The organism is Novosphingobium sp. 32-60-15 (assembly GCF_002280675.1).
Taxonomy (GTDB): Bacteria; Pseudomonadota; Alphaproteobacteria; order Sphingomonadales; family Sphingomonadaceae; genus Novosphingobium.
The window spans coordinates 1-25,504 of the sequence record NZ_NCEN01000002.1; the positions used below are offsets into that span (position 1 = coordinate 1).

The 25,504-nt window shown below is 60.1% G+C and carries 24 protein-coding genes; 10 read left to right on the forward strand and 14 right to left on the reverse strand.

Annotated elements, in window-relative coordinates; genetic code table 11:
- Window positions 1–688, reverse strand: a 688-nt coding sequence (locus B7Y89_RS01520; protein ID WP_292935076.1) for a methyl-accepting chemotaxis protein, incomplete at its 3' end; no start/stop codon positions are given.
- 282 nt (window positions 689–970) lie between these two features.
- Between B7Y89_RS01520 and B7Y89_RS01525 the strand changes: the two genes are divergently transcribed.
- A complete protein-coding gene (locus tag B7Y89_RS01525) occupies window positions 971–1,972 on the forward strand; it encodes an HWE histidine kinase domain-containing protein (protein WP_292935078.1) in 1,002 nt (333 codons plus the stop codon).
- Window positions 1,973–2,394: 422 nt separating this feature from the next.
- Here the strand turns inward: B7Y89_RS01525 and B7Y89_RS01530 are convergent, their stop codons facing one another.
- From B7Y89_RS01530 to B7Y89_RS01565, 8 genes are all read right to left on the reverse strand, one after another.
- Window positions 2,395–2,925: a VOC family protein gene (locus tag B7Y89_RS01530; RefSeq protein ID WP_292935080.1), complete on the reverse strand. Its 531-nt coding sequence runs from the start codon at window positions 2,923–2,925 to the stop codon at window positions 2,395–2,397.
- On the reverse strand, window positions 2,922–4,361 hold the full coding sequence (locus tag B7Y89_RS01535; protein ID WP_292935082.1) for a dihydrolipoamide acetyltransferase family protein: 1,440 nt from the start codon (window positions 4,359–4,361) through the stop codon (window positions 2,922–2,924). The genes B7Y89_RS01530 and B7Y89_RS01535 overlap by 4 nt, the downstream gene beginning before the upstream one ends.
- Window positions 4,362–4,372: 11 nt before the next feature.
- Entirely contained in the window at window positions 4,373–5,386 is a 1,014-nt protein-coding gene (locus tag B7Y89_RS01540; protein ID WP_292935084.1) for an alpha-ketoacid dehydrogenase subunit beta, read from the reverse strand.
- A gap of 16 nt (window positions 5,387–5,402) precedes the next feature.
- Window positions 5,403–6,377 (reverse strand): thiamine pyrophosphate-dependent dehydrogenase E1 component subunit alpha, encoded by a 975-nt coding sequence (locus tag B7Y89_RS01545; protein ID WP_292935086.1) that lies wholly within the window; start codon window positions 6,375–6,377, stop codon window positions 5,403–5,405.
- Window positions 6,378–6,390: 13 nt separating this feature from the next.
- Window positions 6,391–7,605: an acyl-CoA dehydrogenase family protein gene (locus B7Y89_RS01550; RefSeq protein ID WP_292935088.1), complete on the reverse strand. Its 1,215-nt coding sequence runs from the start codon at window positions 7,603–7,605 to the stop codon at window positions 6,391–6,393.
- Between the two features lie 8 nt (window positions 7,606–7,613).
- The gene (locus tag B7Y89_RS01555; RefSeq protein WP_292935090.1) at window positions 7,614–8,765 is read right to left on the reverse strand and encodes a thiolase family protein; all 1,152 of its coding nucleotides are present in this window, start codon (window positions 8,763–8,765) and stop codon (window positions 7,614–7,616) included.
- Window positions 8,762–9,169 (reverse strand): OB-fold domain-containing protein, encoded by a 408-nt coding sequence (locus tag B7Y89_RS01560; RefSeq protein WP_292935092.1) that lies wholly within the window; start codon window positions 9,167–9,169, stop codon window positions 8,762–8,764. The genes B7Y89_RS01555 and B7Y89_RS01560 overlap by 4 nt, the downstream gene beginning before the upstream one ends.
- Window positions 9,170–9,349: 180 nt before the next feature.
- Complete coding sequence (locus B7Y89_RS01565) at window positions 9,350–10,117, reverse strand: LuxR C-terminal-related transcriptional regulator (protein WP_292935094.1); 768 nt, start codon at window positions 10,115–10,117, stop codon at window positions 9,350–9,352.
- A 142-nt stretch (window positions 10,118–10,259) separates the two neighbouring features.
- Between B7Y89_RS01565 and B7Y89_RS01570 the strand changes: the two genes are divergently transcribed.
- Complete coding sequence (locus B7Y89_RS01570; protein WP_292935096.1) at window positions 10,260–11,357, forward strand: acyl-CoA dehydrogenase family protein; 1,098 nt, start codon at window positions 10,260–10,262, stop codon at window positions 11,355–11,357.
- Window positions 11,358–11,533: 176 nt separating this feature from the next.
- On the opposite strand, the gene B7Y89_RS01575 is transcribed toward B7Y89_RS01570, so the two are convergent.
- Window positions 11,534–12,310, reverse strand: coding sequence for a ThuA domain-containing protein (locus B7Y89_RS01575; RefSeq protein ID WP_292935098.1), 777 nt, complete (start codon window positions 12,308–12,310; stop codon window positions 11,534–11,536).
- Complete coding sequence (locus B7Y89_RS01580; RefSeq protein ID WP_292935100.1) at window positions 12,307–13,719, reverse strand: aromatic ring-hydroxylating dioxygenase subunit alpha; 1,413 nt, start codon at window positions 13,717–13,719, stop codon at window positions 12,307–12,309. The genes B7Y89_RS01575 and B7Y89_RS01580 overlap by 4 nt, the downstream gene beginning before the upstream one ends.
- A gap of 165 nt (window positions 13,720–13,884) precedes the next feature.
- On the opposite strand from B7Y89_RS01580, the gene B7Y89_RS01585 reads away from it, so the two are divergent.
- Genes B7Y89_RS01585 through B7Y89_RS01595 form a run of 3 tightly spaced genes read left to right on the forward strand, consistent with a single transcriptional unit; the run spans window position 13,885 to window position 16,264 of the window.
- On the forward strand, window positions 13,885–14,667 hold the full coding sequence (locus tag B7Y89_RS01585) for an SDR family oxidoreductase (RefSeq protein WP_292935102.1): 783 nt from the start codon (window positions 13,885–13,887) through the stop codon (window positions 14,665–14,667).
- Between the two features lie 5 nt (window positions 14,668–14,672).
- Window positions 14,673–15,488, forward strand: a complete 816-nt coding sequence (locus B7Y89_RS01590) for a glucose 1-dehydrogenase (protein ID WP_292935104.1) — start codon at window positions 14,673–14,675, stop codon at window positions 15,486–15,488.
- Window positions 15,485–16,264, forward strand: a complete 780-nt coding sequence (locus B7Y89_RS01595) for an SDR family oxidoreductase (RefSeq protein ID WP_292935106.1) — start codon at window positions 15,485–15,487, stop codon at window positions 16,262–16,264. The genes B7Y89_RS01590 and B7Y89_RS01595 overlap by 4 nt, the downstream gene beginning before the upstream one ends.
- 43 nt (window positions 16,265–16,307) lie before the next feature.
- Here B7Y89_RS01595 and B7Y89_RS01600 read toward each other — a convergent pair whose 3' ends face one another.
- From B7Y89_RS01600 to B7Y89_RS01610, 3 genes are all read right to left on the reverse strand, one after another.
- Window positions 16,308–16,742, reverse strand: coding sequence for a nuclear transport factor 2 family protein (locus B7Y89_RS01600; RefSeq protein ID WP_292935108.1), 435 nt, complete (start codon window positions 16,740–16,742; stop codon window positions 16,308–16,310).
- Between the two features lie 12 nt (window positions 16,743–16,754).
- Window positions 16,755–17,441, reverse strand: coding sequence for an SDR family NAD(P)-dependent oxidoreductase (locus tag B7Y89_RS01605; RefSeq protein ID WP_292935110.1), 687 nt, complete (start codon window positions 17,439–17,441; stop codon window positions 16,755–16,757).
- Window positions 17,442–17,503: 62 nt separating this feature from the next.
- Window positions 17,504–18,169 (reverse strand): TetR/AcrR family transcriptional regulator, encoded by a 666-nt coding sequence (locus B7Y89_RS01610; RefSeq protein ID WP_292935112.1) that lies wholly within the window; start codon window positions 18,167–18,169, stop codon window positions 17,504–17,506.
- 170 nt (window positions 18,170–18,339) lie between these two features.
- Here B7Y89_RS01610 and B7Y89_RS01615 point away from each other — a divergent pair, with 170 nt between their 5' ends.
- The 5 genes from B7Y89_RS01615 to B7Y89_RS01635 all read left to right on the forward strand — a co-directional run bounded on the left by B7Y89_RS01615 (window position 18,340) and on the right by B7Y89_RS01635 (window position 25,502).
- Window positions 18,340–20,640, forward strand: coding sequence for a TonB-dependent receptor (locus B7Y89_RS01615; protein ID WP_292935114.1), 2,301 nt, complete (start codon window positions 18,340–18,342; stop codon window positions 20,638–20,640).
- 233 nt (window positions 20,641–20,873) lie between these two features.
- Window positions 20,874–21,935, forward strand: coding sequence for a nuclear transport factor 2 family protein (locus B7Y89_RS01620; protein ID WP_292935116.1), 1,062 nt, complete (start codon window positions 20,874–20,876; stop codon window positions 21,933–21,935).
- Window positions 21,936–21,946: 11 nt separating this feature from the next.
- Entirely contained in the window at window positions 21,947–22,693 is a 747-nt protein-coding gene (locus B7Y89_RS01625; RefSeq protein ID WP_292935118.1) for an SDR family oxidoreductase, read from the forward strand.
- Window positions 22,694–22,794: 101 nt separating this feature from the next.
- Window positions 22,795–23,994, forward strand: coding sequence for a cytochrome P450 (locus B7Y89_RS01630; RefSeq protein ID WP_292935119.1), 1,200 nt, complete (start codon window positions 22,795–22,797; stop codon window positions 23,992–23,994).
- Between the two features lie 86 nt (window positions 23,995–24,080).
- The gene (locus B7Y89_RS01635) at window positions 24,081–25,502 is read left to right on the forward strand and encodes an aromatic ring-hydroxylating dioxygenase subunit alpha (RefSeq protein WP_292935120.1); all 1,422 of its coding nucleotides are present in this window, start codon (window positions 24,081–24,083) and stop codon (window positions 25,500–25,502) included.
- Window positions 25,503–25,504: the final 2 nt, after the last annotated feature.

Genomic DNA, 25,504 nt, shown 5'->3' on the forward strand with positions numbered 1-25,504 from the left:
GCGCTTGCGCTGCCGTATTGGTCAGCGCTGCGGTAACGCCGCCCATCGCGTTTGAGGCGACCTGCAGATTGGCGGCCTGGCGCTCATTGCGCTGGGCCAGATCGGCCGAAGCTGCGTTGATTTCATCACTGCCGCGCAGGACGTGCTCTGCCAGTTCGCGGATTTTGGACATGGTGGCCGAAACTGTGCCAAGGCCGCGATTGAAGTTCACCCGCATGTCTTCGTAATCGCCGGGGAAGGGCTCGCGAATTTCAGCAGTCAGATCGTTTTCTGCCAGACGCGAAAGCGCATGGTTCATCTTTGCGATGATGCGCTGCTGCGTATCAAGGTCCGTTGTTTTTTCAATGGTTTCACCGAATTTGGTCATGGCCTTGGTCATCCGGCCAACGCAATCGGTATGGTGGGTGTACTGGATCGGGCTGCGGGTATCGCCAGCGGCCAATGCCTCCATCCGCAAGACGGTGTTGACATAGGGCGTGCAGATGCGTTCGGCGGCCATGACCATGATGGTGATGACCAGCGCGAATGACAGCGCGGCAAAGCCCAATGAAACCGCCAGTCCCGCTTCGGGGAAAGCCCATGCCAGACCTATTCCGACAAAGTTCAACGAAGCTGCAAACGCTAATGCCTTAAGCAGGAAGCCAAACTTCTGGCGGATCGGCGCGACGGCTTCGAACCAGGCTAGCATCTTGAAACATCCCTTCGATGTTTGGAAACATGCGAATAAATTGCGATCTGTGGCGGCGCGTAGACATTTCTTGCTGAGGGAATAGGCTGCGACCTTGAAGATCAGTGTTAGGGTCCGATGCGTAACAACCCTCACAGCACTCCATACGCGCCATTGCGCATGATCTTAGGGGCAGGTCTGGCGCAGCCTTTGCCTTTGTGGGCGCCTTCGCATTTGCGGTTTGCCTTGCCGGACATAAGGCCTAGAGACGGGCTAGGGGCGCGGGAAACTACGGAATTTCATATGGTTGCCAATGCTCCAATGCCGCATGAATGGACGTCAAAGCAATTGGCGCGCGCGGTTGCGGCTGCAGGGGTGGCGCTGTGGGCATGGAACGTTGATACCGATGCCTTCACCATGGATGAAATGGGTTTCGAACTGTGGGGGATGAAACCCCATGACCATGTGACATTCGAACAGCTTTCGGCGCATGTCCACCCGGCTGACCGGGACCGGGTGCGATCAGCCTTTACCGCCACCCGCGTTATTCTGGGCCCCTATGAAACCGATTTCCGCATCCTGATTGGCGATGAAGTGCGCTGGATTGCCGCGCGCGGGCAGGGCGAAGATGTGGGCATTGTCGGGCGCACGATGTTCGGCATTTTCCTGGATGTCACCGGGCGCAAGCAGGCCGAAGAGGGCCACGAATTGCTGGCAGGTGAAATGAGCCACCGGGTAAAGAACCTGCTGGCAATTGCCTCGGCACTGACCGCAATATCATCAAGATCGGCCAAGACGTGCGAGGAAATGGCGCGCGAATTGACCGAGCGTTTGTCGGCGCTGGGCCGTGCGCATGATCTGGTACGCCCCCTGCCCAATGGACAGGGCCAGGCCGCACTGCTGGGCGATCTGCTGTCATTGTTGCTGGCCCCTTATGACGAAAAAGGCGCGTTCATGGGCCGTATCCGCGTGGCGGTTGAGCGGATGGGCGTGGGCGAAAACGCGGCGACCGGCCTTGCGCTGGTGATCCACGAACTGGCGACCAATTCGATGAAATACGGCGCGCTATCGGTGCCGGTGGGCACGCTCGATGTTGCCAGCGAGGCGGTTGACGGCAAGATTGTGCTGACATGGACTGAACATGGCGGCCCCGAAGTTACCAGGCCCGATGGCAGCGAAGGCTTTGGCAGCAAATTGGTGCGACGCAGCGTTGCCGGGCAACTGGGCGGATCGATAGCCTATGACTGGGCCAGTACCGGATTGATCGTAACGCTGACCATGGACCGGGCCATGCTAACCGGCTGAATTCCGTTTGAATCAAGCGCAAAAACGTTCCGTCCGAAATGGACAGGCTGCCTTTTGGCAGCGCCGCGCGGCCTGCGGCCATGTTTGCTAATGCATTCGATTGCTTACATAAATGTAATCAGTAATAGTCCATTTCCGATGCGCTAGGTGCTGCATTAACTAAAAATTAACCTATGCTCCGTTCATGTTCAGTGCAGGTTGGTGTTTGCGCCGGGCTGCACAATCTTATCGCATGATGGCCCTTCGATCCTAAGGGCAAAAGCTTCGTAGGCGTGCCTTTGCCTCGCGCGCCTACACCGGCAGTCTCCCTTCGCTGGCCGCCCCGGCTGGCCGCGAAGGGAGACGCTTTCCCCGTATTACAATTCAATCTGCGCCGGGTTTGGGCATGATGATTCCGTGCGCATTTTGCGGCTGCGGGGGGATCAGCCCAGCTTGCGCAAGGGCTCCGATCCGTCCCAGTCCTTGCCGGCGTCCTTGATCATCTTGAAAATGCCGTCGGCACCGGTCATGTTCTGCAGCAGTTCGATGACGTGGCCGGGGCCTTGGCCCGGATCGACATAGATCACCGCGCCATCTGCACCGACGGTTCCTTCGACGAGGATTTCCGCGCCCGCCTCGGCACAGGCCGCGCGCGCTTCTTCGATGGAATCCACGAAGATGCAGATGTGGTGCAGGCGGTCTGTCACCGCGTATTCGCCGGTATAGATTGAAGGTTCGGCATTTTCCGCGCGGATCAGCTCGATCTGGACATCACCCCAATAGGCGATGGCGATGGAGAAGACTGCGCCGGTGGGCACACCCTTATACTTGCAATCGCCCAGCGCCACGTTCTCCATCAGGTAGAACGGGCCGACGCCCATCGTTTCAGTCCAGTATTTTACCGCTGAATCAAAGTCTTGCGGCAAATAGGCAAGCTGGCCAACGGGGCCGAGGTCTGTAATCTTGCGGGTCATGCGAACAGCCCTTCCGGTGCTTCGAGCAGGGACTTGAAGGTTTGCAGGAACTGCGCACCCGCCGCGCCATCAATTGCGCGGTGATCGACCGAGAGGGTGAAGGAGATGCGGCTTTCAAAGGCAATGTCGCCATTCTCCGCCTCTGTCGCCACGCGGTTCACCCCGCCCACGGCAAGGATCGCGCCTTGGGGCGGGTTGATGATCGCATCGAAGTTTTCGATGCCGAACATGCCGAGGTTGGAGACGGAGAAGGTGCCCCCGTCCATGTCTTCATAGCCGAGCTTGCCGGCTTGGGCCTTGTCGATCAGGGCACGGGTGGTGGCGGCAATCTGGGCGATATGCATACGGTCTGCCTGCCGCACGATGGGCGTGACCAGACCTTTGGGGCTGGCCACGGCGATCGACACATCGGCATGGGCAAAGCTGTGCACTGCATCGCCGTGCACCTGCACGTTCACTTCCGGGTGGCGCACCAGCGCGAGGGCGACGGCCTTGACGATGTAATCGTTGATCGATGCCTTCGTGCCCAACACGACATTGGCGGTTTTGCGCAAGGCCATCAGATCATCCACCCGCGCCGATGCGCGCAGATAGAAGTGCGGGATGGTCTGCTTGGCTTCGGTAAGGCGTTTGGCCACGACCTTGCGGATCTTGTCGAACGGCTGGACCGTGGCGGGATTGGCGACCAGTTCGAATGCCGCACCGAACACCGGCGCTGCCGCCGTGACCGGCTTGACCAGCGCCAGCACATCGGCCTTGGAAATGCGGCCCCGCGGGCCGGTGCCGGTGATGCCGGCAAGCGAAATGCCGTGGTGTGCGGCAAGGCGGCGGGCGAGGGGCGATGCGAAAGCTTCGGGGCTGTCTTCGACCAGTGTGGCGCTGCCCTTCAATGCGGCGGCGCGTTCGGGGCGGGTGGCCTGGACCACATCCTGATAGGTAATGCGGCCATTGCGGCCCGATCCGGCGATGGGTTCAATGTCCACGCCTTCGGCCTCGGCAAGCTTCAAGGCTTCGGGGCTGATCGCGCGGTTGGTGACGATCTTCTTGGGCGCGCGAGCAGGTTCTGCCGCAGCCGGAGCGGGGGCAGCAGGGGCAGGCGCAGGTGCGCTGCCGCCTGATTTTGCCGCAACCGATGTTTCAGCGGGCTTGAAGCCTGCGATGAAGGCATCGATTTCAGCGTCGGGCGTATCGGCATCGGCAAACACGCCCAAGAGCGCGCCCACGGGATGCGCGTCTTCGCTGGCAGGCGTCAGCAGGCGCTTGAGCACCGCGTCATATTCTGCCTCAACCTCGTTAGTGATCTTGGCGGTTTCGATCAGGCACAGGACCTGGCCCTTGGTAAAGGCGTCCCCTTCCTTGACCATCCATTCGGCGATGGTGCCTTCTGTCATTTCGATGCCCCATTTGGGCATGCAGAACGGGCGTATATTGGCCATGTCGCGGCTCCTCAGCGGTAGGCCAGAACCTTGCGCACCGCCGCTTCGATCTTGTCGACCGAAGGAAGGTAGGCAGATTCCAGCTCGCGCGCGAATGGGACGGGGGTGTGTGGCGGATTGACGGCCAAAGGTGGCGCTTTGAGCGCGGCAAAGGCCTTTTCGGCCACCAGTGCGCAAATGTCGCCCGCAAGGCTGCACCGTGGCGGGGCTTCGTCCACCACGATCAGACGGCCGGTGACTTCGACCGAATCCAGGATGGTTTCTTCATCGAGCGGGCTGGTGGTGCGAAGGTCGATCACGTCGCAGCCGATGCCTTCGGCGGCCAGCCTGTCGGCCACCGCTTCGCAGAAGCCGAGCAGAAGACCGGTGGAAACGATGGTGACGTCTTGTCCTGCACGGCTGAGGCGGGCGTGGCCGAACGGGATCATGTATTCAGGATCGTCGGGCACTTCGCCGCTCATCCCGTAAAGCGCCTTGTGTTCAAGGAAGATCACCGGATCATCATCGCGGATGGCGGTGCGCAGCAGGCCCTTCACGTCGGCAGGGGTGCTGGGCATGACGACCTTCAGGCCGGGCATGCCGGTCAGGATCTGGTGCACGGCCTGGCTGTGCTGGGCCGCGGCGTTGTAGCCCGCGCCATAGGCCATGCGGATGACCGCAGGGCATTTGGTCTTGCCGCCGAACATGTAGCGGAACTTGGCGAGCTGGTTCCAGATCTGGTCAAGCGACACGCCGATGAAATCGGCAAACATCAGCTCGGCAATCGGGCGCTTGCCCGAAAGCGCAAGGCCCGCTGCCGCGCCCATGATCGCGCTTTCCGAAATGGGCGTGTCGATCACGCGGTCTGCGCCGAATTTGCCGAACAGGCCGGTCGATGTTGACCAGATGCCGCCGATGGCTTCGGGGCCGCCGGGCGTGCCCATGCCGCCGACAATATCTTCACCAAGGCAGACGACGTTTTCGTCGCGGGCCATTTCTTCTGCGATCGTTGTAACAACGGCGTCGCGGTACATCATTTTTGGCATAAGTCCGCTCCCCGGCTTAGTACGAGATATAGACGTCGGTCAGGACGTCTTCGGCGGTGGGACGATCAGCTGCCTTGGCTTGGCGCACGGACTCTTCGATGGCTTCCAATACTTCGGCATCCAGCGCATCAAGATCGGCGTGGTCAAGCACGCCTGCATCGGTCACGCTCTTGCGGAAGTTCTTGAGGCAATCGCGGAACTCGCGGATGCGGTCCAACTCGCCCGGGCCGCGATAGCGCTGCGGATCGCCTTCGAAGTGGCCGAAGAAGCGTTCGGTATCAAATTCGACCGCCGCCGGACCATTGCCGGGGGTGCGGACATATTCCAGCACTTCGCGCATGGTTTCAAACACGCTGAAGAAATCGGTGCCATCGCCGCGCCAGACCTTCATGCCGAATGCTTCGGCCCGGCTGGCGATGTCGCGCTGCGTGCCGACTGCGTATTCAAAGCCGGTGTGTTCTGAATAGTGGTTGTTTTCGAACACGAAAATTGTGGCCGCTTTTGTGACGACGGCCATGTTCATTGCTTCGAACGTGGTGCCCTGATTGCAGGCACCGTCGCCCGAAAAAGTGATGGCAACATGACCCTTGCCATCGATCTTGCAGGCAATCCCTGCGCCCACCGCGATGGGTGATCCTGCACCCACGATGCCGTTTGCGCCCAGCATGCCCTTGTCGATATCGGCAATGTGCATCGATCCGCCCTTGCCTTTGCAAAGACCTTCGCGGCTGCCCCAGATTTCCTTCATCATGCCGTTCACGTCACAGCCCTTGGCAAGGCAGTGGCCGTGGCCGCGATGGGTGGAGACGATCTTGTCCTCAACCGAAAGATGTTCGCACACACCGACCGCGACGGCTTCCTGCCCGCAATACAAGTGGGTGAACCCGGCGATTTCACCGGTCTGGATATCGGTATGAAGGCGTTCCTCGAATTCGCGGATCACCTTCATCTGGCGGTAAGCGCGCAATAGCGCCTCGCGGCTCAGCTGCATCCTGTCAGTTCCCTTATAGGCCGAGCACAGTCCGGGCGATGATGCCCGACTGCACTTCGTTGGTTCCACCAAAAATTGTCCACGCGCGGCTGTTCAGATAGCGGGCCGAGGCGACTTGCGCCGCTTTGGAATGCACCGGGGCCGGAGCATTGTCGCCATAGAAGGGCCTTGCAAATTCAAGCTGCAAACCGGCGGTGCCGTAAAGATCGACGGCCAGCAGATCGACATCCTGCCGCAAGTTTGACGCCAGCAGCTTGCACAGCGACGTTTGCGGACCCGGCGGGCGGCCCTTGGCCACTTCCGACAGGATTTTCAGCTCGATCATTTCCAGTGACTGGATGCCAAGGCGCACTTTGGCCATGCGGCGCTTCCATTCGGCATCATCGGCCAGCACACCGCCACGGCCATCGGGTTCGTGGGCTGCGGCGCTTTCAATCTGGCCAAGATCGTATTCCAGCTTTGGCGAATGGCATGATCCGCCGCGTTCGTTTTCCAGCAGGAACTTGGCCAGCTTCCAGCCATCGCCTTCTTGGGCCACGCGGTCTTCCACCGGCACGATCACGTCTTCAAGGAAGACCTGATTGACTTCATGATCGCCTGCGAGCGTCAGCAGCGGGCGCACCGATATTCCGGGCTGGTTCATATCGACCAGCAGGAACGAAATGCCCGCCTGCTTTTTGCCTTCGGTATCGGTGCGGACCAGCGCGAACATCTTGTTGGCCCAGTGCGCGTGCGTGGTCCAGATTTTCGAGCCGTTGAGTTTGTAATGCGTGCCATCATCCGAAAGCGTGGCGCGGCATTGCAGGCTGGCAAGGTCCGATCCGCTGCCGGGTTCGGAAAAGCCCTGACACCAGTAATCCTCGCCCGACAGGATGCGGGGCAGGTACTTGGCCTTCTGTTCGGGTGTGCCGAACGTATAAATCACCGGCGCGACAAGCTTGAGGCCGAGCACGGTCAGGTTGGGAGCGCCTGCGAGTGCGCATTCCTTTTCAAAGATATAGCGCTGAACCGGGCTCCAGCCCGTGCCGCCTGCTTCGACAGGCCATTGATACCCGAGCCAGCCCTTTTCATTCAGGATCGCGTTCCAGCGCTGGCCGATATCGGGTTCGACGAACACGGTGGGCGATGCGGCGGCCCCGTCCTTGATTTCAGACGGCAACTTGGCGGCCAGAAAGGCGCGCACTTCGTCGCGGAAAGCCAGTTCTTCGGGTGAAAGGTTGATGTCCATCGGTTCTATCAGCGTTCGAGGATGGTCACGGCCGAAACGCCCGGCGCGCCATAGACATGGGTGAATGCGGTTTTGGGATTGCCCGGAACCTGGCGTCCGCCGCCATCCCCGCGCAATTGCACGACGTTTTCGTAAACCTGACGCAGGCCCGATGCGCCGATTGGTTCACCGCAGGCAAGGCAGCCGCCATCGGTGTTGACGGGCAGTTTGCCGCTGATTTCGGTCAGCCCTTCGGCCAGCCAACGTTCCTGATCGCCGTCTGCGCAAAAGCCGTTTTCGGCCATGTGCATGATTTCGGCGCCCGCTTCGGTATCCTGCAATTGGGCAACGGCAATGTCTTCAGGCCCGATGCCGGCCATGCGGAAAGCATCGGCGCTGGCGATGCGGGTGGCCGTGGCCTTGCCGCCGCCAATGTCGATGGACGGGGCGAATACTTCAAAGCTGCCGGGCGGGCGTGTGCGCATCGCGGCGGCCTTGAGCCGGATCAGCGGCTTGCCCAGTTCGCGCGCCTTCTTTTCACTGGCAAGGATCAGCGCAACGCCGCCTTCTGCGGGCGAACAGAACATGTATTTGGTGTAAGGATCAGACACCAAGGGCGCATCAAGGATGGTCTGGATATCCACCGGTTCGCGCCGCCATGCGTGATCGGCGTGGACGGCATTGCGGAACGCCTTGTTGGCCACGCGCGCCAGCGATGTCTGGCTGATCCCGTGTTCGTGCATGTAGCGCGTGATCTTGTTCGCAAAGAATTGCGTGGTGATCATGTAGCCGGCATCGCCGTACCATTCGGGCAGGTTATATTCGGACGGCAGGGCGTTGAACGCGCCGCGCGGGTGCTTGTCAAAGCCGACGGCCATGCCGATTTCAAATTCGCCCGACTTGATCGCCATCTGCGCCGAAAACAGGGCAGAGCCACCGGCCGCGCAGCCATTGCGCACGTTGATGAACTGCACGCCCGTCAGGCCGAGCCGTTCGACCATCGTATCGGGATTGCCCGCAGAATCCGATCCGCCATAGGCAAACTGGACGTCGGGCCATTCTATTCCGGCGTCGGCCAATGCCGTGCGTACGGCGGCCACGCCCTGATCAAGCCCGGACAGGCCATCGGTGCGGCCAAACGGGTGAATGCCGATGCCGACGATGCAGACGTCCCCGCTCATGCGCTGGCTCCGATGGGTTGAAAGGCGTAAATCCAGACCGGCTCTGCCGCATCGGGATCGAGCGGTATCAGGATCATTTCCAGCGGCATACCGATGGTGATGGCGTCAAAATCGACATTGGTGAGGCGCGCTTCGACGATGACTTGTCCGGGCAGTTCGACATAGCCGACCGGCCAAGGGCGAAAGGCTTCGGGACCGGCGTAAGGCGGCGATTTGGGGCGATAGCGCTGGATAGTGTAGGACCACAACGTGCCGGTGCGGGACAACGGGATGGGGGCAAACCGGTCACCGGGGGGGCACGGAAAGACGATCCGCCCGCTCTCAAGGTCTTGTCCGCCGATCAGCCGGGGTTGGGCCTCATCGGTGAACAATCCGTCTGCAATGGCGTGCCCGGTGGTCTGCATTACTCTCCCGATCAACTGCGATTCTTTAGTTGTCCCCTTAAGCCACCTGAAATGCCACTTTGCCGACTCTGCAAAACGCTAGGGTTGTCCCTTTTACCAGTATGACAGATTAAGGACGCGAACGCGCCGGTTCGCCGCAAGGCCAAAGATCGCCGCGAAGTCAAAGACCGGTGGGGCAGATCAGGTGGCGAGCGAAATGTAGCCGAGCTGCGCCGCTTTGAACACGGTCTGGCTGCGGTTGACCGCGTTCAGCTTCATTGAGGCGTTGTGGATGTGGAAGCGCACAGTGGCGCGGCTGCGGCTCATGATCATCGAGATTTCGAGGTCGGTCTTGCCGATTGCGGCCCAGCGCAGACATTCCACTTCGCGTTTGGACAGGCGCGATCCTGATGGCAGGGCTTGGGCCGAACCCATCGCGTGGACATAGCTGGCGATGAACGTGCGCGCATAAATGCCCAGCGCATCGCCGATTTCGAGGAACACATCGTCCAGTTCGGTGATCGACGAATCCAGCGGATTGAAGCTGACCGCGCCGATCTGCCCGAACGGCAAGTGCACCGGCACAACGATGGCGCTGCGCGTCATCGCGCGGGTTTCAAAGTTCGTCAGGTCAATCGCGGTCAGGTAATGGTTGGGCTGGCGCGTGTGAAACCCGCTGGCATTGACCCAGAAGGGTTCGCTTTCAAACCGGCAGGCCGATGTGATGGGCGAATCGAGCGCGATGCGCGAATTGCGCCACCACACTTTTTCATCATTCCAGCCAAAAACGTCACGCGCAAGGATGTTGCCATCGGCATCAACCGGCGTGCGTTTGTCAGCAATATCGTGGGCGGGGGCGGCGCGCAGCCCCGCTGCCATGGCGATCTTGTGCAGTTCCTCGGCCGCGCGGCGCACGTCTTGTGGACTTACGATCCGGACTGCGTCGATGGCTTCGACTGAAAGTTGCACAAACCTCTCCTGTTCTTATTGCCGTACCCATACCGGTCGCGGGCTTGCTAAACAACGCCGCGATTAGCAAAATTGCCTAGTCTTTTGCGCAGCGTGGCGGGGCCTTGGACAGTGGTAAGGGTTGCCTCGGAGGAGAGGTTGCGTGAATTTTGACCTGAACGAAGACGAGGAAATGCTGAAGGCTTTGGCCGAGCGCTTCGTTGCCGATAATTACGACTTTGATTCCCGTCGCGGTTACCTGAACGGTGCCAATGGTTTTTCGCCCGAGATGTGGGCAATGCTTGGCGAACTGGGGCTGATTGCCGCGCCGTTGACCGAAGAGAGCGGCGGCATGTCGCTTGACGCCACGGCCATTGCCACGGTGTTTGAAGCGCTGGGCGCAGGGCTTGTGGTTGAACCGCTGATCGAAAACGTGATGGTGGCCGCGCGCCTTCTTGAACGGGTGGCGCCCGATGACATCAAGGCTGCGTGGATGGAAGCGCTGGCAATGGGCAGCCGCCGCATCGCGCTGGCCCATGCCGAACACCGCGCGCGTGGGGGCCGGACTTTTGTTGAAACCAGCGTTGATGCCAATGGCGCGTTGAACGGTGCAAAGTCTTGCGTACCGGCAGGTGCCGGGGTGGACGGCTATATCGTTTCAGTGCGTGAAAGCGGCGCTCCTGCCAGTGCTGATGGCGTGGCGATGTACTTTGTCGCCGCTGATGCGCCGGGGCTGTCAGTCAATCCGTGGCGTATGGTGGATGGCACAGTTGCGGTGTCTTTGACGCTGAGCGCTGTACCTGCTGTCCGTCTTGGCGGATCGCTGGCAGACGTTGCCGACAATGATCTGCTGGCATCGCTGGCGCGGTCTGCCGAAGCGGTGGGGATCATGCAGTGCCTGTTTGATGCAACGCTGGATTATTTGCGGACGCGTGAACAGTTCGGCGTGACGCTGGGCAGCTTCCAGGCAATCCAGCACCGCATGGCCGCGCAATATGCAGCCATCGAACAGGCGCGCGCGCTGCTCAATCTGGCCATCGTGTCTGCCGGATCGGACCGCTTTTCGTCTGCTGTGTTTGGCCTGCGCGCGTTTGTTGCGCCGGCGGCGGTGGAATTGGGGCACGAGATGATCCAGTTCCACGGCGGCATGGGCGTGACCGATGAACTGTTCATCGGTTCAGGCCACAAACGCCTGCTGGCGATTTCGCGCTGGCCCGATGATCCCGAAGTTGCGCTGGACCGGTTTGCCAAAGTGGCTTGAGGGAGGCGCATAGGCTTTAAGCCCACCCCCGCCCCCTCCCCGCAAGCGGGAGGGGGGAAAGAAGGAAAAACCACTTCGTCATTGCGAGCGAAGCGAAGCAATCCAGAGCGCGGTGCAGTACCCTCTGGATTGCTTCGCTTCGCTCGCAATGACGAACTAAAGGGTTTGCTAGGGGTTCAGGCCTTGGCCGGGCGGTCTTTCAGCCAGGCTATTCCGCGCCGGAGCAGGTCGTAGAACACCGGCAGATCCCAAGCGCAGCGATCCACCGTTGGCCACCAGTCGAGCATGGGTTGAAGGTCATAATGACCGCGACAATGGCCCAGTGTGTTATAAAGCACCGCACCTGCGCCGTGGTCCTTCAGGTACATGACCGGATGGTTGCCGATGGCGTCTGCGGCCTCGACAAAGCCGGTGCCGGGGGCCGTGCATTCGGTTTCCAGCAGGACGTGCAGTTGCCCGTGGCATTCCATGTGGTACAACTCGTCCGTGGTTTCGAACGGTTCGATCCCTTGGGTCAGCGGATGATCGGGATCGGCCACGGTGACGGTATAGGGCGCGATGGGCGGGTGGCTGATGAACTGGCTGCCGAGCATGTCCATCATCAAGGGGGCCCAGCGCGGCGCATCCCACAGGCCTTTGTTCGGCCCTTCCGACAGCAGGCGCAGCACCGAATTGGTGCCGTGTAGCGCGTACCAGCGCCCGCCCTTTTCCAGCCATGCCCGCAAAGCTTCCTGCGCTTTCAGCGAAGGGGTGACATCGCACGTATAGGTGATGAGAATGTCTGCCGCTTCGATGGCCGCGATGTTTTCGTAATCCTCGAACACGCGGGTGCACACGGATGGGTCCTCGGCCAGCAGCTTGAGCAGTTCAAGCCGTGCGAAGTCCATGTCGTGCCACACGCCGCCACAGATGAACACGCAGTTGATGCGGGGGGGATGCGCCGTATCGGTCATTCAGCGGCCTCTGCGTTGATGTATTTGTCCAGCGTCTGGTGGAACTGGCGAATGCGGATTTCCTGATAATCGCCAAGGTTGATCTGGCCGGTTTTCGAGGCGTGGAGGCCGTCCTGCACATAAGGCAGGTTGTCCATGTCCTGTTCGAAGACGTGGCCCAACACGCCAAGTTCGGGCGCATCGGTCCACTTCTGGTCGTTGGACAACAGCTTCATGGGCACGCCGTGCGGCATGGGATCGCCCTTTTTGACACGGGCAAGGATGCGCACTTCCATCAGGCAGGTGTCAGGCGTTTTTCCGGGACGCCAGCGATAGACGATGTTCGGCATGAAGCCGCCCCACGGCGCGAAGTTGGGGAACACGTTGTAAACAAGGCCGTCCAGCAGTTCGGCGTCGGTGGCGTGATCATGGTCATAGCCGGTTTGCGCGGTGTAGCCTGCGCGCATCGCAGCACCAAGGGCTGCGCGCGCCGTCATGCCTTCGGGTACGCTGACGGCGAAAGGATCGCCCGATGCATCATAATTGTCAGCGCTGCGGCCATTGTATTTGCAGAATTCGTCAACGATCCACTGCTGCGTCTTGCCATCTGGGTCGACGTGCGGGGACATGATCCCGAACGGCACATGATTGACGTTCACATTGTCGCCATAGATCCAGTAGGCGCTGTTGGCATCACCGGTGAAAGGTAGCAATTGCGGATGCGTGACGACCGTGTGCCACGCTTCCATGAAGGCTTCTGCGGTGACTTTCCAGTTGGCCGGAACTTCTTTGGCCACCCAGATGACGGTGGTGCATTCTTCATGCCGCCAGCGTTTGAAAAAGTCGGGCAGGGGGGCAAGGTATTCCTCAAGGCTGGGGCCGCCCGCTTCTTCGCGCAGGAAGATATAGCCTGCCCAACGGCCCACTTCGGCTTGCGGCAGGGACATCTTTTCAGCCGACAAGTGCTTGAAGTCCCACGAACAGGGCATGCCGTCAAAACTGCCGTCCTTGTTCCAGGCAAAGCCGTGGAACGGGCAGGTGAATTTATCCGCCGTGCCATCTTCGGTGCGCAGCTTGCGGCCACGGTGCAGGCAGACGTTATGCATGGCCTTGACGCTGCCATCTTCCTGACGGCTGATCAGCCATGACCGGCCCGCGTTTTCAAACACGGTGTAATCGCCAGCTTCGGGGATGTCCTCTTCACGTGCGGCAAATTGCCAGACGTGGGGCCACATCTTTTCACGCTCAAGACGGGCGAAATCCTCGCTGGTATAGCGGGCTGCGTCCAAGGGTTCAGAGCCACGGTATTCGTAGCTTTCCTCGGTCAGGATGGCAGGTGCGGGACGCGAATCCTGCGCCAGCAGATCCTGCCAGCTGATTGCCTCGCAACGTGCCCTGCCACCACCCATGTTGGGATCGCTGTCAGCCATTTTCGTTTCCTCACCCACGATTCACGCCCGCATCTCGGGCAATGCTGCCGGTTTTGTCCCACCCGCGCGCCCGAGTCACCTTGCTGAAAGCATAGGTTGCACATGGGCGCGGCAGGCGTAACCACTCTATCCATAATTTCTTACGGATTCTCGCGGGAGAGAACAGTGTCTAAAAGACTTGAAGGCAAAGTCGCGCTTGTCACCGGTGGCACCACCGGCATCGGCGCAGCCACCGTTGCGCGGCTGACCACTGAGGGTGCCAAGGTGTGGTTCACCGGATCGAAGGAAGAGGCCGCTGCTGCCTTGGTGGCAGAAACCGGCGCGGTCTTTCGCAAGCACCGCGTGCAGGATGCAGCAGCCTGGGCGCCATTGATCGATGAAATCATCGCCAGCGAAGGCCGGCTGGACATCGCCTTTGCCAATGCGGGCACCGAAAGCGGCGATGGCAGCATCGAGGATGTGGGGATCGAAGGCTGGGACAATGTCGTGGCGGTCAACCAGACCGGCGTGATGCTGACCGTACAGAACGCCATCCTCGGCATGAAGCGCAATCCCGAAGGCCCTGCCGGTTCGATCATCGTCAATTCATCGATGAACGCCACGCGGCCCTTGGGCAATTATGTGACCTATTCCGTCACCAAGGCGGCAGTTTGCGCGCTGGCCAAATCAGCCGCGGTGCATTGCGGGCAGCAGGGCTACAAGATCCGCGTCAATGCGATTTTGCCCGGCGTGGTGGAAACCCCGCTGATCCAGCAGATCATGAACGCGCAGCCCGATCCTGTGGCGGCGCGCGCGATGTATGAAGGCATGGCACCGTTGAAGCGCATGGCGCAGTTGAATGAAGTGGCGGGGCTGGTCGCTTATCTTTCCAGTGACGAGGCCGGGTTCATTTCCGGCGCGGAATACGCAATCGATGGCGCGACAACCGCCGGAATGATGGGGGTTTGAGCATTATGGAATTATCTGCACAACGGCTGAAGGGCCGCGTTGCCTTCGTATCGGGCGGTCTTCGCGGGATCGGCCTTGCCTGCGCCCAGCGTTTTCTGGCCGAGGGTGCCGAAGTGGTGCTGTCGGACCTTGACGCTGAAGACAGCGATACGGTGCAGGGCGTGATGGCACAGCTTGGTCAGGCCGCCAGCTATATCAGCGCGAACGTGGCCAAGGAAGAAGACTGGGAGCGCGCGGTTGCGCTGGTCAAGGAACGGCATGGCAAGTGCCACATCCTGGTGAACAATGCGGGCATCGATTTGACCGGCCCGGTTGAAGAGCTTTCGATGGACGGCTGGCGGCGGATCATGTCGATCAACGTCGATGGCGTGTTCCTTGGCACCAAGCATTTCGTGCCGTTGATGGCGCAAAGCGGCACCGAGTTTCGCGGTGGATCATCGATCATCAATGTTAGCTCGATCATGGGGCTGGTGGGGATGAACGAGGTTTCGGCCTATAACGCCAGCAAGGGCGCGGTGCGGCTGTTTACCAAGGGCATCGCGATTGAATTTGCGCAGAAAAAGATGCCGATCCGCGCCAATTCGCTGCACCCCGGCTTTGTTGAAACGCCGTTGCTGAAGGCGGGCTTCCAGCGCTGGGTCGATCAGGGTTTTGCCGAAAAGCCTGATGATCTGGTGGCAGGTGTGGTGGGCATGACGCCGATTGGGCGGCTGGCCCAACCGGAGGAACTGGCATCGGCTGCGTTCTTCCTGGCATCTGAAGATTCAAGCTACATGACCGGCACCGAACTGGTGATCGACGGGGGATATACGGCGCAATGACAATCGCTTTGGACAATGTGGTGGCTGTGGTCACCGGGGCCGCCGGCGGGATTGGCCGCGAACTGGTAAAGGCGATGAAGGCCGCCAATGCCGTGGTGATCGCCACGGATATGGCGCCTTCCGCCGATATCGAAGGTGCGGACCATTATTTGCAGCATGACGTGACCAGCCAGGCCGGATGGCAGGCGGTGGCGGCGCTGGTGCAGGAAAAGTACGGGCGGCTGGATGCGCTGGTGAACAACGCCGGTATCTCCATCGTCACCAAGTTTGATGAAACGCCGCTTTCCGACTTTCACCGCGTGAATGCGGTGAATGTGGATGCGGTGATCATCGGCACCCAGGTGTTGCTGCCGCTGCTGCGCGAGGGCGGCAAGGCGCGCAAGGGTGGCGCTTCGGTGGTCAACTTCTCAAGCGTTGGCGGATTGCGCGGCGCGGCCTTCAACGCGGCCTATTGCACCAGCAAGGCGGCGGTGATGATGCTGTCAAAGTGCCTTGGCGCGGAATTTGCGGCGCTGGGGTACAACATCCGCGTCAATTCTGTGCATCCCGGCGGGATCGATACCGGCATGCTGGGTTCGATCATGGACCGTTATGTTGAACTGGGCGCGGTGCCATCACGCGAAGTGGCGTTGCAGGGCATTGTGGCCAATCATCCGATTGGCCGCATGGGCCGCCCTGATGAAATGGGCGGCGGCGTGGTCTATCTGTGTTCGGAAGCGGCCAGCTTTGTCACTTGCACCGAATTCCTGATGGACGGCGGTTTCAGCCAGGTTTGATGGGACAAGTGGGGCGGGGCATTGCTGCTCCGCCCCACCCTTTTCAATCCGCAAACACCGTGCGGTAGGACCGGCGCGTGAATTTCCACGCGCCGTCAATCTTGCGCAGTTCGTCGGTGTAGCGTCCGGTGGTGTGGATGCGTTTGCCCGTTGCGGGATCGTCGTAAATTTCGATGGTATAGGCGATGGCATTGGCCTTATCGCCGTCCACTTCGATGGATCCGGGCTGCATGAAGTAGATCATCGGTTTGGTGCAATTGTCCAAGCCGTAATGCTTCAACGATTCCACCCAGCCTGAAACGATCACGTCCTTGCCGGTAAAGCCGCCAAGATCGGGATAGTCGGGCAATTCCCAATAGGCGTCTTCTGCCCAGATCGATCCCCACAGGTCGGCGTCCTTGGTCATCACGCCGTGAGCGTGGGTATCCATCAATTCGCGGATGGCGGTGCGATCTTCGATTGGTCCGGTAAACGGCATTGTTGCGGCTCCTTACCAGGCGTGGGGTTCGCCGTTCCATTTCAGGAAATCGCCCGATGTTTCGAGCGTCCAGTTGGCCGCGACATTGCGGATGCCGGTGGCGCTTTCTTGCGGCGTGATGTCGGCACCTTCGCCGCCCATATCGGTTTGCACCCAGCCCGGATGGACAAGGCCGATGATCACGCCGCGATCCTTGAGATCAATCGCGACAGAGCGCATCATGCGGTTAAGCCCGGCCTTGGCTGCAACATAAGCGTAGAACCCGCCATAAGGCCATGTGGATGCGGCAAGCTGGCTGGACAGGTTGATGACTTTTGCGCCTGCATGCAGACGGGGCAGGAATGCTTGCAACACGCGCAGCGGGCCTTGGACCATGATGCGCATGGCATCGTCCCATGCCGCCCAGTCCGCGCTTTCCAGTTCAGGCGCTACTGGTCCGGCGACACCGGCCACGTTGTAGAGGATGTCGATAGCATCGTTGCCGGTGTCGGCAGCACCGGCCTTCACCGAGGCATCGTTGCCGACGTCCATTTGATGGACTGTCAACTTGCCGCCCGATGACGCAGCCAGAGCGGCCAGCGCGGTTGCACCTTGCGGATCGCGCACCAGCGCCAGCACACGGTCACCTGCTGCGACATGCTGCTTTGCCAGTTCCAGCCCGATCCCGCGCCCTGCGCCGGTAATTGCGATGGTAGCCATTGGTGTGTTCTCCCACTTTCGTTCCGGGCAATGCTGCCAGTAATCGTAATGCCCGGTAATCGTTATGATTTATAGAGCGCGCTGATGGCCTGCATCGACAGCTTGAGCACCATATCAATGCGGTCCTGCCCGAATACCGGGCGATGCAGCAGCAGGCCCGAATGCACCGCAATGGCAAAATCGCTGCCGAGCTTCATCGCGTGCCACTGGTCGCGCCATTGCGGGAAGGATTCAATCATCTCGGCGGTCCACACCTCGTCATAACGGCGTGCGGCGGGTTCGAATGCAGCGTTGAGCTCAGGATCGGTGCGCGCCGCGACGGCCAGTTCAAGATAGGCGGCATATTCACGCGTTTGCACACTGCGCCAATGCGCCTGCGTTGCCAGATCGATCAGTTCTTCATCACCGCGCTGCGCCATTGCCGCCAGATAATCGTCAAGGAACAGGCGGATGCGCTGGTAGAAGATGTGATCCACGACGGCGGCCACCAGATCGATACGGGTGGCAAAGTGGTGGTGCATGGCCCCACGTGACACGGCTGCGCGTTCCGCCACTTGCGCCGTGGTCAAACCTGCGTAGCCACCGCTGACCAGACAATCGACCGCCGCTTCCAGCATTTTAAGCCGTGTTTGCGCAGACTTGCGCTGCTGCCACCGCACCGGCTCATCAGCCAACGGGGTGGGCCGCATTGCGGCGAGCATTCGCTTTTGCATGGTGGAACCGGGCATCGTCATTGTCCTGTCATGCCTTTTCACGCTTGCCAAGACCTCCTGACAAAACCGCTAGTAGGCACATAACCAAGGTTTGGATCATAAAACAGGCAGATTAGCCGGTTATTCGGTGATTCGAGAAATGAGGCGACCAGCGTGAAATGCTGGCGCCCTTACATGGGAGGGAAATGATGAAAGCGAGACACGCCATTCGTCTGATGTCCGGTCTTTCGGCCTTGGCATTTGTTGCCGCGCCGACGTTCGCCGGGGCGCAAGAGGCGCAGGCCGAAGCCACTACGGGCGGCATCGGCGAAATCATCGTCACAGCGCAAAAGAAGGCCGAGAGCATCCAGTCGGTGCCGATCTCGATTGCAGCGGTTAGCGGCGAACAGCTTTCAGCCATGAACGTGACCACGTTGCAGGCGCTGCAAGGTTCGGTTCCCAACGTGCAGATCGATAACTTTGCCAATACGCCCAACAATGCGGTGTTCACCATTCGCGGCATCGGCGTGATCGAACCCGATCCTTATGCCGGCAACACCGTGTCGATCGTGGTCGATGGCGTGCCGCAGTTCTTCTCGATGGGCGCGCTGCTTGATACTTATGACACGGGCCGCGTTGAAATCTTGCGCGGGCCGCAGGGCACGTTGTTTGGTGCAAACACCACAGGCGGCGTTGTCAACGTCGTGACGAACCAGCCCACCGGCGAATTTGGCGGTTATCTGCGCGGCACATATGGCAACTGGAACCGGTTTGATGTGAACGCTTCTATCGAAGCGCCGCTGGTTAAAGATGTCGTCAGCCTGAAAGTTTCGGGCATTCACACGCAGCGCGATGGCTGGGTAACGAACGTCTGGAATGGCGAGGACATGGGCAGCAAGAACGTGGACGCGGTGCGCGGCCAGTTGCGCATCACGCCCAATTCCGATCTGACGGTCACGCTTCAGGGTGAATATGTGGCCGCACGCAATGGTGCGCCGGTTGTCGTCAACGGCGGTTTGCCCGGCGAGGCGAATTACGTTCCCGAAGGCACGTTCTGGAACGGTGCCAAGCTGCCGATGTATCGCAGCCCGTGCGCCGTGCCGAACCAGCCCTGCGTTGCGCCTGACGAATATTTCTCGGGCAACAACGAAGTGCCTGACCAGTCGGACATGACGACCAAGTTCTTTATCGGCACGATCCAGTACGACAATACCGCGCTGGGCGATATTACGGCGATCACCGGCTACAAGCGTTTCACCCTGTTCGAATATACTGATCAGGATGGCACCGCGAAAACCAACAACGCCACGCGCCGCCGCACGCAGGGCTGGCAGTTCAGCCAGGAACTGCGCAGTTCCTTCGATGTGGGTGATAGCTTCAATGCCGTGGCCGGTCTGTTTTACCTCAAGACGGACTATAACCACTACCAGATGTACCATCTGGACTTCGCGCTGCCAGGGTTGATCCAGTACAATGTGCAGGATCAGGGCACGGAATCGTTCTCGGCGTTTGTCCAGACTTATACCCAGCTGACCGACCGGTTGAAGCTTTCGGCAGGCATCCGCTATACGCATGACAAGATCGATGCGCGCTCAACGCTCGACACCGGGCTTGGCAGTGAAGCGCTGACATCGGCGCAGTGGGACAAGTTCGATGTGGTGTTCCCCGGCAGCCTTGATGTGGGCGGCAAGAAAAGCTGGAACAATGTCGGCTGGAAAATCGGGCTTGATTACGAACTGGCGCAGAACCAGTTGCTTTATGCAAGCTGGGCGCGCGGGTTCAAATCGGGCGGCTTTACGGGCCGTATCGGTGTGGCAGCAGATGGCGACACGCCTTATGGTCCGGAAAAGGTCGATACATTCGAAGCCGGTCTGAAGGCCGACTTCTTTGACCGCCGTGTCCGCGCCAACGTGTCGGTGTTCTACACCAACTATCGCGACATGCAGGTTGCGCAGATCTATTTCGATCCTGACACCAACGTGCAGGGCAACCGCATTCTCAATGCGGCGCAATCTGAAATCAAAGGCTTCGAGCTGGAAATGCAGGCCGTGCCGGTTGAAGGCCTGACGCTGCGCGGATCGCTTGCCTACCTGGATACGAAGTACAAGAACTTCCTGTATTTCGATCCGGTAGCGGCGGCCACACTCGATCTGGAAGGCTTTGCCTTGCAGAATGCGCCGCGCTGGGCATCGACATTGGGCGCAAACTTTACCACGCAATTGCCCAATGACAGCAGCATCGTGGCCGATGTCAGCTGGATGTATACCGCATCGAAGTTCTACACCGCCGTGGTCAACACCCCGCGTTCGACCATCCAGCCCACGTACTATGTCGATGCGCTGCTGACATATTACGGGCCGGACAAGAAGTATTCGATCGGCCTGTGGGGCAAGAACCTGTTCGACAAGCGTTACATCTCGACCGTCTATGACAGCCCCGGTTACATGGGTCTGGTCGGCTACGCCCCGCCACGCCAGTTCGGCGTTTCGGCAGGCTTCAACTTCTGATCTGAAATCCTCCCTGGCCCCGGTTGCTTCACTGTAACCGGGGCACTTTTTTGGCGGCTTTACTCTATGCAAACACTCTCCCTCGTCATTGCGAGGAGGCGAAGCCGACGAAGCAATCCAGAGGCGTTACACACCGCTCTGGATTGCTTCTCCCCGCTTCACGGGGCTCGCAATGACGAAGGTGTGGCGACGACGCTACGGGACGCGTTTGCAAGCGACATGATCACCTTTTTATGAGGACACCCGCCTTGATCGGGACTGACGATTTTATCGCCCGCGCTGGCATTGCCAATGCGCTGGCGCTGCACAGCCGGGGCGTTGACCGTGCCGATGCGAATTTGCTGGGCGCGGCCTATCATGATGATGCCACCGTTGATTACGGCTTTTTCGCAGGCCCTGCGGCCACGCTGGTGGCGATATTGGCCGATGCGCAGAAGGGCACCTTGCCCACGTTGCACCGCACATCGAATTGCTGGATCAGGGTTGATGGCAACCGCGCCACGTCTGAATCCTATGTGATTGCTTATGTTGAAGAGGCAGAGCTGCAACGCTGGGTGTTCGGGCGCTACCTTGACCGCCACGAATGCCGCGACGGGCAATGGCGGCTTTCGCATCGCACATATGTGCTGGATGGCAACAGCAACCGCCCGAACACCGCCGTGCGCACCGATCCGCCCGTCGCGCTCGATCACTATGTGCCCGCAGGCGCAAAAGGCGCAGCCGATCCGGGCCGCGCGCTGCTCGCCTTTCACGCAGCCTCTGCACGAGGAACACACATGACTGCCACACCAGACCGCGAAGCTGCGCTTGAAGCAGCTTTGGCCAAAGCTGAAATCCACGATTTGTGCATGGCCTATGCGCGCGGGGTGGACCGCGCCGATGAAGCTTTGCTGGCATCGATATTTACCGATGATTCCACGGTTATTTCCGGCGTCGTCAACGGATCGGGCAAGGACTTTGCGCGCGATATTGCAGCGTTTGTGCAGGCCAACCTTGAAATGTGCTTTCATTCGGTGGCCAACGAATGGATCGATGTGCGCGGGCATGAAGCGGTGGGCGAGCATTACGCGATTGCGCAAATGGTGCAGGCCGGAACCGAAGTGCTGACCGGCGGGCGTTACATTGACCGCTATGTGAAGCGGGATGGCAAATGGCTGATCCAGTCGCGCACGTTCGTGGCGGATTGGACCCATTCGCACCCGTCAACGATGGAACGCGACGGCTTTTACGAAGCGCTGACCAACCGTGGCTGCTTTGGCAGTGCAGACCCCGTTTACGCCCACTGGGCAGCATAAGGATAACCGACATGGGCAAAATGGAAGGTAAAGTTGCGCTGATTACCGGCGGCGCTTCGGGATTGGGGGCGGAAGACGCACGTTTGTTGGCCCGCGAGGGCGCAAAAGTGGTGATTACCGACATGCAGGCCGATCTTGGCGAGGCTGTTGCCGCCGAAATTCCCGGCTGCGTGTTCCTGCACCATGATGTGCGCGATGAAGCGCGCTGGAATGAAGTGGTGGCGCAAACCATCGCGCGATTCGGGCGGCTGGATACGCTGGTCAACAATGCCGGGCTGGTGCGGTTCGGCACGGTCGAGGAATTGTCTTACGAGGAGTACAAGCTTCAGACCGATGTGATGGCGGGCGGCACGTTTCTGGGGTGCAAGGCGGCGATCCCGCACATGAGCAAGGATGGTTCGGGTTCGATCATCAACATGGCATCGGTTGGCGGGATAAAGGGCATCAGCGTGATCCCGGCCTATGCGGCTGCCAAGGCCGGCATCATCGGCATGACCCGTTCGATTGCGGTGCATTGCCGCGAACAGAACTATCGCATCCGTTGCAACTCCATCGCGCCAGGCGGCATTGTCACGCCGATGACCGCACAGGCGCTGGCGCAATTGCCCACCGATCACGCAGGCCTTGATCAGGCGAACAACCACGGCATGGGCCAGCCCATCGATATTGCCAACATGGTCCTGTACCTTGCCTGCGATGATGGCCGCCACATTACCGGCACGAACATCGTGATCGATAACGGCGAAACTATGGGGTGACCGGGCGGGGCAGGGGTAACGCCCTATCCTAAACGCCAAGCGCCAGCGGCTTCGGAGTGAAGCATGATCCTTGGCAAAACAAGCAAAGAGGATCACCTGACATGATTGCTGCGCGCCCGGACAATGTGCCTGAAGACCGCGTTGTCGATATCGACATTTACATGCCGCCCGGCCTTGTGGAGCATGGTTTCCACAAGGCATGGAGCGACCTGAGCGCGCATAATCCTGCCGTGGTGTGGACGGCGCGCAATGAAGGCCACTGGATTGCGCTGGGCGGCGAGGCGCTGCAGGAAGTGCAGTCTGATTCAGAGCGGTTTTCATCGCGCGTGATCGTGCTGCCCAAATCGATTGGCGAGCAGCATGGGTTGATCCCCACGACCATCGATCCGCCGCAGCACCGCCCCTATCGCCAGTTGCTGAACGCGCACCTGAACCCTGCAACCATCCGTGGCCTGTCCGAAAGCATCCGCGCCACCGCGATTGAACTGATCGAAGGGTTTGCCGCGCGGGGGCACTGCAATTTCACCGCCGAATTTGCCGAACAATTCCCCATCCGCGTGTTCATGGCGCTGGTTGATATTGACGCATCCGAAGCGCCCAAGATCCGCCATTGGGCCGAATGCATGACGCGGCCCGGCATGGACATGACGTTCGAGCAGGGCAAAGCGGCGTTCTTTGAATATCTGGCCCCGCTGGTGGATGCCCGCCGCGCCCATCCCGGCGACGATATGCTGAGCGGGATGCTGAACGCCGATATCGGTGGCCGCACCCTGACCCGCGATGAAGCACTGTCACTGTCGACGCAAGTGCTGGTGGCGGGCCTTGATACGGTGGTCAACGTGCTGGGCTTCATCATGTGTGAACTGGCCGTCAACGCAGGGTTGCGCGCTGATCTGCGCGCGCGCGGGGCGGACACTTTGCCGGTGGTGAACGAATTGTTCCGACGCTTCGGGCTGGTGTCGATTGCGCGCGAGGTGCGCCATGACACCGAATTTTACGGCGTTCACCTGAAGGCGGGAGACATGATTGCCATCCCGACACAAGTCCACGGGCTTGACGCTGCGGTAAACCCCGATCCGCTGGTAATTGATCCTGCGCGCAAACGTGCGCGCCATTCCACTTTCGGCAGCGGGGCGCATATGTGTCCGGGGCAGGAACTGGCGCGCAAGGAGGTGGCGATCACGCTGGAGGAGTGGCTGAAGCGCATTCCCGACTTCGCAATCGGTGCGCAAAGCGATCTTTCGCCCGTGCCCGGCATTGTCGGTGCGCTGCGCCGGGTCGAGCTTGTCTGGCCTACCTAGTGCAAGAGACAGGTTGAGGCGAATCGGGGTACAGTTCATAAAACAGGCCAAGCTGCCGGTTTTAATTGGCGGCGTCGGAGAGAGTTATGCTTGAAGCCATCAATCCCCACGGCCTGCCCGAACCTGCCGATGCCGATGATCTGGCAGGAATCCGCTGCCCCGGCGCGCCCAGCGTTCAGGAAATTGTGGGTCGCGATGCCATGCCGCCGCCTGCCGTACTGACAATGGAGCAGCCAGCCTATCTGGGCAGCGCGCCGGTTTCGGTTGAACGCTATTTCGATCAGGGCATTTTCGAGGCCGAGATCGAGAAGATCTGGAAAAAGACATGGCAGTGGGTCTGCCGTGAAGATCACATCCCTGAACCGGGCGATTTCTACACGTACGAAGTGGCGCATTTGTCTTATGTGGTGGTGCGCCAGGAGGACATGTCGGTCCGCGCATTCGTCAATTCGTGCCTGCACCGGTCGACCAAGTTCAAGCGCGGCGAGGGCGTGGGATCAGGTGACAGCCTGCGCTGCCCCTATCACGGTTGGACGTGGTCCAATGACGGCGCGCTGAAGTCTGTCCCTTGCGCGTGGGATTTTGCCCATATCGATCCTGACAAGACCGCGCTGCCGCAAGTGCGGGTGGGCCAATGGGGCGGCTTCATCTTCATCAATCCCAGTGCCTCAGGCCCAAGCCTTGAGGAATACCTCTCGCCCTTGCCCGAGCACTTCAAGGATTGGGACATCGCCAACCGCCATGTTGCGGTGCACGTGTCCAAGGAACTGCCGTGCAACTGGAAGACGGCGCAGGAAGCCTTCCTTGAATCGTACCACGTGCTGGAAACGCACCCGCAATTGCTGAAGGGCGTGGGCGATGCCAACGTACAATATGATTGCCATTCCGACACGGTAACGCGGTTCTATGCCGCCAGTGGCGTCAATTCCCCGCACCTGGCCAAGCCGCTTTCCGAAAAGGAATTGCTGGCCACGATGATTCTTGGCGACAAGGATTCACGCGATGACAGCCTTGATGTGAAGGAGGGCGAGACCGCCCGCACGGTCATGGCCCGTCATTTGCGCAAGGTGATGGGCGCGGTTTACAAGTGCGATCTGTCGACCGTTTCGGACAGCGAGATGATCGATACCATCGAATACCACGTGTTCCCCAACATGGTGCTGTTCCCCGGCCTGTCCTTGCCGATGGTCTATCGCTTCCGCCCGATCGGCAGCGATCCGAACCGCACCTTGTTTGAAATCCTGTTCCTGCGGCCCAATCCGGAAAACGGGCAAGCGCCCGAACCGCCAGAACCGTTCCATGTGGCTGAACGCGACAGCTATGCGACCGCGCCAGGCTTTGATGCGGCGATGGGCCATGTCTATGATCAGGATACGGACAACTTGCGCGCCCAGCAGCAAGGCTTCCGCGCCAGTGTCACCGGCGTGCAGAACCTTGGCAATTATCAGGAATCGCGCATCCGGCACTTCCAGATGGTGATCGACAAATATCTGGCGGCAGAGGGCTGAGC

Excerpts from the sequence above, each read along its gene's own strand:
- B7Y89_RS01525 (WP_292935078.1), top strand. The coding sequence starts at position 971 with ATGGTTGCCAATGCTCCAATGCCGCATGAATGGACGTCAAAGCAATTG.
- B7Y89_RS01635 (WP_292935120.1), top strand. The coding sequence starts at position 24,081 with ATGCTTGAAGCCATCAATCCCCACGGCCTGCCCGAACCTGCCGATGCC.
- B7Y89_RS01600 (WP_292935108.1), bottom strand. The coding sequence starts at position 16,742 with ATGCCGTTTACCGGACCAATCGAAGATCGCACCGCCATCCGCGAATTG.
- B7Y89_RS01530 (WP_292935080.1), bottom strand. The coding sequence starts at position 2,925 with ATGACCCGCAAGATTACAGACCTCGGCCCCGTTGGCCAGCTTGCCTAT.
- B7Y89_RS01535 (WP_292935082.1), bottom strand. The coding sequence starts at position 4,361 with ATGGCCAATATACGCCCGTTCTGCATGCCCAAATGGGGCATCGAAATG.
- B7Y89_RS01540 (WP_292935084.1), bottom strand. The coding sequence starts at position 5,386 with ATGCCAAAAATGATGTACCGCGACGCCGTTGTTACAACGATCGCAGAA.
- B7Y89_RS01550 (WP_292935088.1), bottom strand. The coding sequence starts at position 7,605 with ATGGACATCAACCTTTCACCCGAAGAACTGGCTTTCCGCGACGAAGTG.
- B7Y89_RS01610 (WP_292935112.1), bottom strand. The coding sequence starts at position 18,169 with ATGCCCGGTTCCACCATGCAAAAGCGAATGCTCGCCGCAATGCGGCCC.
- B7Y89_RS01615 (WP_292935114.1), top strand. The coding sequence starts at position 18,340 with ATGATGAAAGCGAGACACGCCATTCGTCTGATGTCCGGTCTTTCGGCC.
- B7Y89_RS01590 (WP_292935104.1), top strand. The coding sequence starts at position 14,673 with ATGGAATTATCTGCACAACGGCTGAAGGGCCGCGTTGCCTTCGTATCG.
- B7Y89_RS01605 (WP_292935110.1), bottom strand. The coding sequence starts at position 17,441 with ATGGCTACCATCGCAATTACCGGCGCAGGGCGCGGGATCGGGCTGGAA.
- B7Y89_RS01620 (WP_292935116.1), top strand. The coding sequence starts at position 20,874 with ATGAGGACACCCGCCTTGATCGGGACTGACGATTTTATCGCCCGCGCT.
- B7Y89_RS01560 (WP_292935092.1), bottom strand. The coding sequence starts at position 9,169 with ATGCAGACCACCGGGCACGCCATTGCAGACGGATTGTTCACCGATGAG.
- B7Y89_RS01595 (WP_292935106.1), top strand. The coding sequence starts at position 15,485 with ATGACAATCGCTTTGGACAATGTGGTGGCTGTGGTCACCGGGGCCGCC.
- B7Y89_RS01630 (WP_292935119.1), top strand. The coding sequence starts at position 22,795 with ATGATTGCTGCGCGCCCGGACAATGTGCCTGAAGACCGCGTTGTCGAT.
- B7Y89_RS01625 (WP_292935118.1), top strand. The coding sequence starts at position 21,947 with ATGGGCAAAATGGAAGGTAAAGTTGCGCTGATTACCGGCGGCGCTTCG.
- B7Y89_RS01555 (WP_292935090.1), bottom strand. The coding sequence starts at position 8,765 with ATGAGCGGGGACGTCTGCATCGTCGGCATCGGCATTCACCCGTTTGGC.
- B7Y89_RS01575 (WP_292935098.1), bottom strand. The coding sequence starts at position 12,310 with ATGACCGATACGGCGCATCCCCCCCGCATCAACTGCGTGTTCATCTGT.
- B7Y89_RS01580 (WP_292935100.1), bottom strand. The coding sequence starts at position 13,719 with ATGGCTGACAGCGATCCCAACATGGGTGGTGGCAGGGCACGTTGCGAG.
- B7Y89_RS01545 (WP_292935086.1), bottom strand. The coding sequence starts at position 6,377 with ATGCAGCTGAGCCGCGAGGCGCTATTGCGCGCTTACCGCCAGATGAAG.